This window comes from Marisediminitalea lipolytica (assembly GCF_001758465.1).
GTDB lineage: Bacteria > Pseudomonadota > Gammaproteobacteria > Enterobacterales > Alteromonadaceae > Alteromonas > Alteromonas lipolytica.
Genome location: NZ_MJIC01000010.1, coordinates 766,606 through 778,616 on the forward strand (window position 1 = coordinate 766,606; position 12,011 = coordinate 778,616).

Here is a 12,011-nt window from a genome sequence, read left to right on the forward strand (position 1 = left end):
TATCAGCAGGTTACTGTTGAATCAGGAGTATTAAAAATATGATAACCAGGCTTAGCGCATTTAAAAAATCGCCTATCGCAGCTGGAGTTTTTGCCTTATTTGGTGCCGCGGCTATACCCGCAGGCGCAGCTTCATGGGACTTTGGTGACGTGTCAGTATCACTGGACACTAACCTTACACTAGCGACCAGTATCCGCGTCGAAGACCGCGACTATAAATTAATTGGTAACAGTAGCCATCCACAGTTCAACTGGTCTGGTTATAATGCCGCCACCAACATCATTTATCCCAGTGCCGACGTATGGGGCCTGGCTGACGGAGCCTATTCCTCTAATGGTGACTTAGGTAATCTGTCTTACGACTCAGGCGAAGCTTTCTCTACTCAGATTTCAGGTAACCATGAGCTCGATATACGTTACGGCGATGTTGGCTTTTTCGCCCGCGGTTTCTGGTTTTATGATTTTGAGCAAATGGACAATGATCGTCCATGGGCAAATGCCATTACCGGTCAAACTACAGAGCTGTGTGATGATTCCAAAGCTAAAGAACTGCTTTGTACCGATATTCGTTTACTGGACGCCTTCTTTTATGGTGACTGGTGGATTGGCGATAATCCGCTAACGGTGCGGGTTGGTCGTCAGGTAGTAAGCTGGGGTGAAAGTACGTTTATTCAGCATGGTATTAATACCACTAACCCGGTAGATGTGACACGTGCCCGTACTCCTGGTGCAGAGCTTAAAGAAGTCTTTATTCCGGTTGGAATGGTGTTTGCTCAACTTGGCATAACTGACAACGTTAGTATATCGGCCTATTACCAGTATGAGTGGGAACGCAGCTGGTTACCTGTGGCAGGCAGCTATTTTGCCACCAACGATTTTGCCGGTGAAGGCGGACAGGCCAATAACATTCAGCTGGGTTTTACCGGCAACCCGGATATCGATTTGAATTTCCTGATGTCATCACTCAATGGTATTGGTGACGCGTTAAGAGCAGGGGGTAATCCTGCCGCATTGGGTCAGGCATATCTGGCTTACCCAACCAAAGTTGCCATTCGTGGTTACAGCGATGCCGCACATGTTGATGCCGATGATCAGGGCCAGTACGGTGTGCGTCTGACCTGGTTTGCTGAGTCTCTCAACGAAACCGAGCTGAGCTTCTACCACATTAACTATCACAGCCAGCGTCCGCTGATTTCCGGTGAAACCTCTAATTTTACCGGAGCGGCCATTGCTGAAGATTTGGCGTTTATCGCTACGCACAACATTAACCGGGATAACATTACCGAGTTACAGGCCTTTACTGAAGCTAAGTTTTATTATCCGGAAGACATTAAGCTGTATGGCTTTAGTTTTAACACCAATATTGGTACCACGGCACTGGCCGGTGAATTTGCTTACCGTCAGGATGAGCCGTTACAAATTGACGACGTAGAACTGCTGTACATGGGTATGCCGGAGCAGCTGGCTAATGCCGGCCTGCGCCCGGATTTAGGCGGTATTTCTCAGCTTAATAATATTGGCAGAGCGGTAGGGCCGGGCGAGACAGCTCAGGGTTATGTATTTTCTGATACCTGGCAGGCACAGTTTACCGTGTCCCATGTATTTGGACCGGCGCTGGGTACCGATAACCTGATTTTGTTGGGTGAGGCTGGATATGTGAATATCGTTGACTTCCCGGATCCGTCTGTAGTGCGTTTAAATGCGCCGGGGACGGGGCGTACACCATCGCTTGAACCAACTGAAACGGGCAATCCGCGTACCGGCCTGCACACCGGTTTATCTAATGGCCCTGAAACTAACCCGTTTGCTACCGATGATGCCTGGGGTTACCGCTTACTGGCCGTTGCTGATCATAATAACGTGTTTGCCGGTATTAACTTACGGACACGTGTGACGTTCTCCCATGATGTTAAGGGCACAACACCGGATCCACTGTTTTTATTCACAGAGGATACTAAATCGGCCAATATTTCTTTCACATTTGATTACTTGAGTAAGTGGTCTGCGACAGCATCTTACAGTGCTTTCTGGGGTGGTATTGGTACCACCAACCTACTGTCTGATCGCGACTTCGTATCGTTCAACATCAAGTATGCAATTTAATAAAGAGTAGTATTTGTTATGATGAAAAAGTTTGGAATTATTGCAGCAGCCCTGACGGTTGCGCTGGCAACAGGACCTGTACAAGCCAAAGTCAGTGAGGCGGAAGCCGCGAAGCTTGGCACTGAACTGACCCCACTGGGTGGTGAAAAAGCGGCTAACGCTGATGGCTCAATTCCAGCCTGGACCGGTGGTATCACATCGGCACCAGCAGGGTATACCCCTGGTGATTTTCACCCGGATCCCTATGCCGGTGAAGCACCTGAGTTTGTTATTACCGCAGCAAATTATCAGCAGTATGCCGGGCAGCTATCCGAAGGTCTGAAAAAGATGTTCGAAACCTATCCGGACAGCTTTAAACTACCGGTTTATAAAACCCACCGTTCAGCATCAAACCCACAGTTTGTGTACGATGCGACAAAAGCAAATGCGACCCGTGCAACCTTACTGGATGATGGTAACGGTATGGAAGGTGCAGCGGTAGGTATTCCTTTCCCTATTCCTGCCAATGGTCTGGAAGCCATCTGGAACCATATCGCACGTTACCGTGGTCAGGCCGTACAGCGTAATGGTGGTCAGGCGGCAGTGACTGCCGGCGGCGATTACAACGTTATCGGTTTTGATGAACAGCTGCTGATTCAGTATTCGCAACAAAATGCCACGCCGGAGAGCCTGCTGGCTAATAACGTGTTGTTTATGTTTAAGCAAAAAGTCACTCAGCCAGCTCGTCTGGCGGGTACGGCTCTGTTAGTACATGAAACCTTGGACCAGGTTAAAGAGCCGCGTAAAGCCTGGACTTACAACACCGGTCAGCGCCGTGTGCGCCTGGCACCAAACATTGCTTATGATACGCCGGGAACGGCGGCTGACGGCTTGCGTACCACCGACGATTTTGACATGTTTAACGGTTCACCAAACCGGTACAACTGGGAGCTGAAAGGCAAGCAAGAGATGTACGTGGCTTATAACAACTATAAGTTACACAGTGATAGCGTTAGCTACGAAGACATCCTGAAACCTAACCATGTTAATCCAGATATAACCCGTTGGGAAAAGCACCGGGTATGGGTAGTAGAAGCCACCCTTAAGGAAGGCCTGCGCCATATTTATCAGAAGCGCGTGTTTTATATTGATGAAGACAGCTGGCAAATCCAGTTGGCCGATATGTACGATAACCGTGGTGAACTATACCGGGTTGCCGTGGCCTACGGGGTGAACTATTACGAAGTACCTACCCAATGGTCGACGCTGGATGTATACCACGACCTGAATTCACGTCGCTATCTGGCTATCGGTCTGGACAACGAGGAAAAGATGTATGATTTCTCAGTGCAGCCGAAAGAAGCCGAGTTCACGCCTCAGGCACTGCGCCGCGAAGGCATGAGATAAACAAAAAAACGGTTGGCCTGGCCAACCGTTTTGTTAACCAGACTTATATTTTTGGAGGCTAAACGTTTTAATGCGTATATCCATTTCTTCGGTGCTGCTGCTGTTGTTTTCGTTAAGTGTTAATGCTGAACAGTCTTATCAGGCACCCTTAGTAACAGAATCCTTATTACTGGATATTGCCAGTGGCGATATTACGGTCGCCGTGGGTGAACGGGGTCATGTATTGATCAAAAAGGGCGGTGGTGAGTTTACCCAGGTTACCGTGCCCACGCAGGCAACGCTGACTGCCGTTACCCTGGTTGGCTCGCATATCTGGGCAGTAGGCCATGATGCCGTAATTCTGCATTCTGCTGACGGCGGTCAGCAGTGGCAACTGCAAATGACCCAGCCCGAACTCGAGCGGCCTTTTCTTGACGTTTTATTTTTAGATGCTCAACACGGCATAGCTATTGGTGCCTATGGCCTGTTTTACCGCACCAATGACGGCGGAGCCAGTTGGACCAACGAACGCCATGCAGAATTATTAAATCCTTATGACCTGGAATATCTGGAAGAGATCCGCAAGGAAGACGAAGATTTCTATCAGCAGGAGCTGGATTCCATCCTGCCGCACCTGAACCGCATCGCCCGTGGCGCTGACAACAGTTTATTAATGGCGGGTGAGGCAGGCTTGCTGGCTATGAGTCACGATAACGGCCATAGCTGGCAGCGCCTGGAATCAGAGTACACCGGGTCTTTTTTTGATTTTGTTCAGCTTGATTCCGGCTTGCTGGTTGCAGCTGGCCTGCGGGGCAATATTTTTGTCAGCGAACAGGGTGAGCAGTGGGATTATCTGCAAACCTGTAGCACCGCTACACTCAATTCCATTCTGACCGGCGCTGATAAGCTCTCATTTATTGGAAATAACGGGGTGGTGGTAAAAGCAACGCTGCCATTATCCACTTCTGTATTTGATCCCTACGCCAATCCCGGCAACTGCGAACCAGCTATGGGCGTAACGGTTACGCAAACCGACAGTAAATCAGCACTTTTGAATGCGGTATCGTCAGACGGGAAAACTCTGGTGACCGCGGCTGACGGTATTCATACACTTTCTTTGGATTAACTTTTCGTTATGTCTTCTTTTAGTCAGTTTTTAGAGCGTTTGATTTTTAACAATCGACCGCTGGTTATTATTCTTTTTATTTTTGCCTCCCTGGTGCTGGCGTTCCAGGCATCGCGCATGCAGCTGGATGCGGGTTTTGAAAAAAACATCCCGTTAAATCATGAATACATGCAGACCTACATGGAACACCGCAAGGATTTTGGTGGCGCGAATAACGTGTTGGTGGCCGTGTGTGACAAAGACAGTGATATATTTAATCAGTACTTTTTCGATACGTTAAAAAAAGTCCATGACGAACTGTTCTTTATCAATGGCGTGAACCGCTCATTGGTGGTATCGCTGTTTTCACCGTCTACCCGGTTTACCGAAATCGTTGAAGGCGGTTTTGCCGGGGGCCCGGTGATCCCGGCCGATTTTGATTCTTCTAACCCTCGTGCCTTGCAAACCGTGGCTGCCAACATCGAGAAAGCAAAAATTATTGGTCGCCAGGTGTCCAATAATTACCAGTGTGCCATGGTTACGGCACAACTGTTAGAGTTGGACCCGGAAACGGGCAAACCGCTAAATACCCTGGCGCTGGCGGCAGAGCTGGAAAGTAAACTACGTGGCCAGTTCGAAGATGACCAGGTTAGCATCCATATCATTGGCTTTGCCAAAATGATTGGTGATGTGGCAGACGGCGCTAAGTTTGTTGTGCTGTTTTTCGCTATTGCTATCGTGATCACTGCACTGATGGTGTATTTCTTCTCGCGCAATATCATGCTCACACTACTACCGATTATGTGTTCAGTTATTGCTGTGGTGTGGCAAATGGGGCTGTTAACGACACTGGGCTTTGGTCTTGATCCTATGTCGATTCTGGTACCGTTTTTAGTCTTCGCCATTGGTGTGAGTCACGGCGTGCAAATGATCAATGCCGTTGAAAAAAATATTGTTAAGGGCAGTAACGCTAAACAGGCGGCAATGGCGGCTTTCCGGGCGTTATTGGTCCCCGGTGGTATTGCATTACTGTCAGATACCGTTGGCTTCTTAACGCTGCTGGTTATCGATATTGGTATCATCCGTGAACTGGCGATCACAGCGAGTTTAGGGGTAGCGGTAATCATTCTGACTAACCTGATTTTACTGCCGGTGTTAATGAGCTTTATTCGTTTTCCTGAGCATTATCTGGACAGGTTTGCCGGCAGAGAAGCCAAATCTGAGGGTATGTGGCACCTGCTGGACGTGTGTACCAGAAAAAATACCGCCATACTCATTGTTTTGGTAACAGGCATCCTGTTTGCCCTGGGTTTTGTTCAGTCAAAACAAATGCAGATAGGGGATATTCAGGCCGGCGCGGCTGTCCTGCATGAAGACTCCCGTTACAATCAGGATACCGCACTGATTACCGACCGTTTTGAAGTCACCGTGGATTATATCTCCGTATTGGTGGAATCTACCGCGGAAGCCTGTACCGATTACGACACCATGCGTGCCATTGATGATTTTCAGTGGAAGATGACCAACGTTGAGGGCGTGCAATCAGCAGTATCGCTGGCGTCGGTAGCAAAAGTCATTAACGCAGGCTATAACGAGGGCAACCCCAAATGGCAGGTACTTCCTCGCAACCAGCAAACCCTGGTGCAGGCCATTTCACGCGTGCCCACGTCTTCCGGTTTACTCAATGGTAACTGTTCGGTGATGCCGGTCATTCTGTTTATGGAAGATCACAAAGCACAGACTATCACGCGGGTAGTGGATGCGGTGAAAGCTTACCGTGATGAATATCAAACCGAGAATACCAGGTTCAGTCTGGCGTCTGGTCCGGTAGGGGTAATGGCGGCAACAAATGAAGCCGTTCAGGCAGCACAAACGCCGATGATGGTATACGTATTTGGTGCGGTGATTATTTTGTGCTTGCTGAGCTTCCGCTCACTGCGTGCCACGATTTCAGTTGTGTTGCCGCTTTATGTAGTATCGGTTCTGGCGCAGGCATTAATGACTTACCTTAGCATCGGTCTGACAGTTTACACATTACCGGTGATTGCACTTGGCGTCGGTATTGGCGTGGATTACGGTATTTATATCCTGTCGACCATGAATGGTCTGATTAAACAAGGCATGTCGGTAGAAAAGGCCTACCTTGAGGCGCTTAAAGAACGGGGCAGTGCGGTACTCTTTACCGGCATCACCCTGGCCATTGGAGTAAGTACCTGGGTATTCTCATCACTCAAGTTCCAGGTGGATATGGGTATCCTGTTAACCTTTATGTTCCTGGTAAATATGTTGGGGGCTATTGTGGTACTGCCGGCCCTGGCCAGACTCTTATGGTTCAGTCACTCTGACCGCTAAAATTTTTTTCGCATAACTACGCATAAAAGGAGCCGATAAGGCTCCTTTTTATTTGCATAATCTGAATACTTACCCAAAATGTAAATACAATGTAAAAAGTGGGGTTTAAATTACCTCATATTTTGGCGAAAATATGCTTGTACAATCTATACTTAACACCAATCTACACGTTACTAAAATTATTATTAGGTAAAGCACATGACGACTAACTCTCAGCGCTATTCAGTTTTGCTTGAGAATGTTTTTTCACTTATCGACAAAAAGGTTGATGCCAGGAGCCGTGAGCATATTCACACCTTTGGCCGGCATTTCTTTAAAAATATTTCTCTGGACGATCTTGAGAACCGCAACGACAGCGATTTATACGGCGCCACGCTAAGCTTGTGGAATGCATTTGCCAATTTTGATGCTACTACGCCGCACGTGCGCGTGTTTAATCCCGAGATCGAAAAGCATGGCTGGAAATCCAGTCACACCATTGTCGAACTGATCATTCGCGACGTACCGTTTTTAGTCGACTCCATTCGCATGGCACTTAATAGGCTGGGGATCACTGCGCACATGCTGATCCACAGTCCCATGAACATCGAGCGGGACAACAATCATAAACTCACGCAAATCCTCGATGCCAATCAATCGGGCACATTAAGACAGACCGTCGTCTTCATCGAAGTCGATCGGCAAACCAGTAAAGCGGATATTGATTCACTGACGTCAGAGTTACATTCCACTATCGATGAAGTGTCATTAGCGGTGGCTGACTGGCAGCCCATGCTGGACAAATTACTGGCCATCACCGAACAGGTAAGTAAAGCGAAAAAGCTCCCTATCGATAAAGATCGCAAGGACGTTGCCATACGCTTTCTGCAATGGTTAGGAGACCATAACTTTACCCTGATGGGCTATCGTTATTATTCGGTCAGCGCCATTGAAGGTGATCACCAGTGGACACCGGATAACAACAGCAGCCTTGGTTTAATGAAAAACTCGGTGAGTGATAAACCCCGCCTGTTATCCAACTTACCCGCCAGTGCCCGTGAGGAAGCGCTGAGCCAGCATTTGCTGCTGCTAACTAAAACCAACAGCCGCTCACGGGTGCATCGCCCGGCGTATATGGATTATGTTGGTATTAAAGAATTTAACGCCAAGGGGCAGGTTACCGGCGAACACCGTTTCCTTGGACTTTATTCTGCAAGTTTTTATAACAGCAGTACCAAGGATATCCCGTTACTATCAGACAAGATCCGCCGCATTTGTGAGTTGTCTGAATTTGACCCGGATACTCACGCCTTTAAAGCGTTTAACAATATTGTTGAAACCTATCCCCGGGATGAATTGCTGCAAACCCCGGAAGAGGAAATGGCCGAAATTATCCGCGGGATTTTCCAGATGCAGGAACGCGGTATCACGCGCATGTTCGTGCGTAAGGATACCTTTGGCCGCTTTTACTCCTGCATGGTTTACGTACCGCGGGAGCGATACAACACCCAGTTGCGTAAAGAAACCCAGGCACTGCTTAAACGCTCCATGGGAGCTACCGGCGAAGTGGAATTTACCACCTTTTTCTCTGAGTCGGTGTATGCCCGCACTCATTACATCGCCAGGGTTGAAAACAACAATGCGGAATTAGATGTGAAGGATATCGAGCACAACATTATTGAGTTAACCAAAACCTGGAACGACCGCTTATCTTCTGCCCTGACATCCGCCTACGGCGAAGCAGGGGCCAAGCGCCTGGAACGTAACTACCTCAACGCGTTTTCACCATCGTACACGGAGCACAATCTGCCCAGCGCTGCGCTGGTTGATATTGAAAAATTAGAGCTGCTCACTGCCGATGAAAATCTGGGCATGTTGTTCTATCGTCCACAGGAAGAACAAGCCGAAAGCCAGGTGGTAAAACTTAAGCTGTTCCATCTGTTCGAACCGATTCATTTGTCGGATGTATTACCGATCCTGGAAAACTTTGGTTTGCGGGTGATTGATGAGAGCCCGTATAAAATTCAGTGTGCAGACGGCACGGTAAAATGGGTGATGGACTTTACCATGCTGCATAAGAGCGGTAATGATCTGGACATGGTTAAGGCGCAGCAGCTGTTCCAGGACGCGTTTGCCAAAGTCTGGTACAACGAGCTGGAAGATGATGGCTTTAACCGCCTGGTGTTAAGTGCAGAACTGACTGGCCGCAACGTTACTATTTTACGTGCGTTTGCCAAGTATATGCGCCAGACAGGCAGCAGCTTCAGCCGCGACTACATTGCTAATACGCTGTCTAATTACCCGCATATTGCAGAAATGCTGATCAATTATTTTGACCTCATATTCAATCCTTCGCGCAAACCTAATAAAAAGCGTCAGCAAACCCTGCACGACAAAATCACCGACGCACTGGATCAGGTTAGCAACCTGGATGATGACCGTATTATTCGCCGTTATCTGGATATGATTAACGCCACGTTAAGAACTAACTTCTACCAGCCTGCCGAAGACGGCAGCGAGAAGCCGTATGTGTCGTTTAAGCTGTTGCCGGAAATGATTCCGGAAATGCCGCTGCCACTGCCTAAATACGAAATTTTTGTGTACAGCCCGAAAATCGAAGGTGTGCACTTACGTGGTGGCCGTGTGGCCCGCGGTGGTTTACGTTGGTCTGACCGTCAGGAAGATTTCCGTACAGAAATTCTTGGCCTGGTAAAAGCACAACAAGTAAAAAACACCGTGATTGTGCCTGTAGGTGCGAAAGGCGGGTTTGTATGCAAGCAGTTACCGGCCGGAGCCAGTCGCCAGGAAATTTTTGAAGAAGGTAAAGCGTGCTATCGCACCTTTATTCGCAGCTTACTGGATATCACCGACAATATTGTTGATGGCGCTATTGTGCCGCCGAAAAATGTGGTGCGCCTGGACGAGGATGACCCCTATCTGGTGGTGGCAGCAGATAAAGGAACGGCAACATTTTCTGATATCGCCAACGGTATTTCCGAAGAATATAACTTCTGGTTAGGCGACGCCTTTGCCTCAGGCGGCAGCATTGGTTATGACCATAAAAAAATGGGCATTACCGCACGTGGTGCCTGGGAATCGGTTAAACGCCATTTCCGTGAAATCGGCGTTGATTGCCAGACTACGGACTTTACCTGCGTGGGTATCGGCGACATGGGCGGCGACGTGTTTGGTAACGGCATGTTGTTATCTGAACATACCCGCCTGATTGTGGCGTTCAACCATCTGCACATCTTCTTCGACCCTGATCCGGATGCCGCTAAGAGTTATAAAGAGCGTCAGCGTTTGTTTGAAAACCCTAGCCTGACCTGGGATGACTACGACAAATCACTCATTTCCAAAGGCGGTGGTGTATTCAGCCGGGCGGCTAAGTCAATTACGCTGACACCGGAAATGAAAGCCTGGCTCGGCACCCGTCAGTCATCCATGACGCCAAGTGAGCTTATTCATAACTGCCTTAAAATGCCGGTCGATTTAATCTGGAACGGCGGTATTGGCACTTACCTGAAGAGCAAAAAAGAAAGCCACACTGATGTGGGCGACCGCGCCAATGATTCATTGCGCGTAAATGGTTGTGATATTAAAGCCAAAATTATTGGCGAAGGCGGCAACCTGGGTGCCACACAGCTGGGTCGTATGGAGTTTGCGGCCAATGGCGGCAGGGTGAATACCGACTTCATCGATAACGTTGGTGGGGTAGATTGCTCAGATAACGAAGTTAACATTAAGATCCTGCTTAATGCGCTGGTGAGCAATGGCGACCTGACCGTTAAGCAACGCAACAACCTGTTGTATGACATGACCGACGATGTCGCCAAAATCGTACTGCAGGACTGTTACCGCCAGACCCAGACTATTTCGGTTACTGAGATGACCGGTGTAGCCTCGCTGAAAGAACAATTACGTTTTATTCATGGTCTGGAACGGGATGGCGCGTTAAACCGGGAGTTAGAGTTTATCCCTAATGACGATGAAATCTCCGATCGAGCCGTGCAAAACCGTGGGCTGACCCGCCCGGAACTCAGTGTTATCACCGCGTACGGTAAAATGGTATTAAAAGACCAGCTGAATATTCCGGCACTGACGGACAACCCGTATCACGGTCAGCTACTGATTAGCGCCTTTCCACCGGTGCTGCGAGAGCGGTTTGCCGAACAGATGCAACAGCACCCGCTGCGCGCTGAGATTATAGCCACCAAGTTAACCAACAATATGGTTAACGATATGGGACCAAACTTTGTGTATCGCATGCAGGAAGAAACCGGTGCGGATATTGTGGAGATCACTAACGCTTACAGCATTGTTAAAGGCGTGTTTGATATCAGCCAGCTGTGGCAGGACATTGAAGCGCTGGACAATAAAGTAGATGCCAAGGTGCAGCTGGCGATGCTGGAATCAGCCCGCCGCCTGATGCGTCGCGGCACGCGCTGGTATATTCGCCATGGTGATAACTGTAATGATATTCAGCAGTCTGTTGAAAAATATCAGCCAGCGGTAAAAGACCTTTGTGCAAACCTGCCAAACTATCTGGTGAAAGACGAAATCAAACAACTGGAAAAAGCCACCCAGAACTGGATGGAAAAAGGTGTGCCTGAGGCCATCGCTGCGCGCGTTGCCGCCTTCAGCAACCTGTTCAGTGCCTTTGATTTAACCCAGGTGGTAGAGCAGGGATCCCACAGCATCGATGTGGTTGCCCGCCTGTATTATCAGTTGGGATCCACGCTGGAATTGCACTGGTTCCTTGAGCAAATCAACAGTCAGCCTGTGGGCAACCACTGGCAGGCGCTAGCCAGAGCATCCTACCGTGAAGAACTGGACTGGCAACAACGCTCAATCGTTGCCACCTTACTGGTTGGCAGCGGTAAATCAAAGGATGCAGATGGTATTTTAGAGAACTGGATGCAAAATAATGAAGCCTTGCTAAAACGTTGGTATCATATGATGAGTGAGTTTAAGACCAGCTCAAGCCACGATTTTGCTAAGTTTTCTGTTGCGCTGCGTGAATTGATGCTTTTAAGCATGAAGTCTAACCAGTAAACTACGCAATCATGGGTTGATACCTGCTGTTGCGCTGGCCCTGTTGCCAGCGC

The 12,011-nt window shown here is 48.6% G+C and carries 5 protein-coding genes; all 5 read left to right on the forward strand.

The window, feature by feature from the left end; all coding sequences use genetic code 11:
- The first annotated feature begins 38 nt into the window (after window positions 1-38).
- The 5 genes from BFC17_RS08870 to BFC17_RS08890 all read left to right on the forward strand — a co-directional run bounded on the left by BFC17_RS08870 (window position 39) and on the right by BFC17_RS08890 (window position 11,958).
- Window positions 39-2,102 (forward strand): DUF1302 domain-containing protein, encoded by a 2,064-nt coding sequence (locus BFC17_RS08870; protein ID WP_070176075.1) that lies wholly within the window; start codon window positions 39-41, stop codon window positions 2,100-2,102.
- 18 nt (window positions 2,103-2,120) lie between these two features.
- Window positions 2,121-3,488: a DUF1329 domain-containing protein gene (locus BFC17_RS08875; protein ID WP_070176076.1), complete on the forward strand. Its 1,368-nt coding sequence runs from the start codon at window positions 2,121-2,123 to the stop codon at window positions 3,486-3,488.
- A 70-nt stretch (window positions 3,489-3,558) separates the two neighbouring features.
- Complete coding sequence (locus BFC17_RS08880) at window positions 3,559-4,593, forward strand: WD40/YVTN/BNR-like repeat-containing protein (protein WP_070176077.1); 1,035 nt, start codon at window positions 3,559-3,561, stop codon at window positions 4,591-4,593.
- A gap of 9 nt (window positions 4,594-4,602) precedes the next feature.
- Window positions 4,603-6,924, forward strand: a complete 2,322-nt coding sequence (locus BFC17_RS08885; protein ID WP_070176078.1) for an efflux RND transporter permease subunit — start codon at window positions 4,603-4,605, stop codon at window positions 6,922-6,924.
- 198 nt (window positions 6,925-7,122) lie between these two features.
- Window positions 7,123-11,958: an NAD-glutamate dehydrogenase gene (locus tag BFC17_RS08890; RefSeq protein ID WP_070176079.1), complete on the forward strand. Its 4,836-nt coding sequence runs from the start codon at window positions 7,123-7,125 to the stop codon at window positions 11,956-11,958.
- Window positions 11,959-12,011 lie beyond the last annotated feature (53 nt).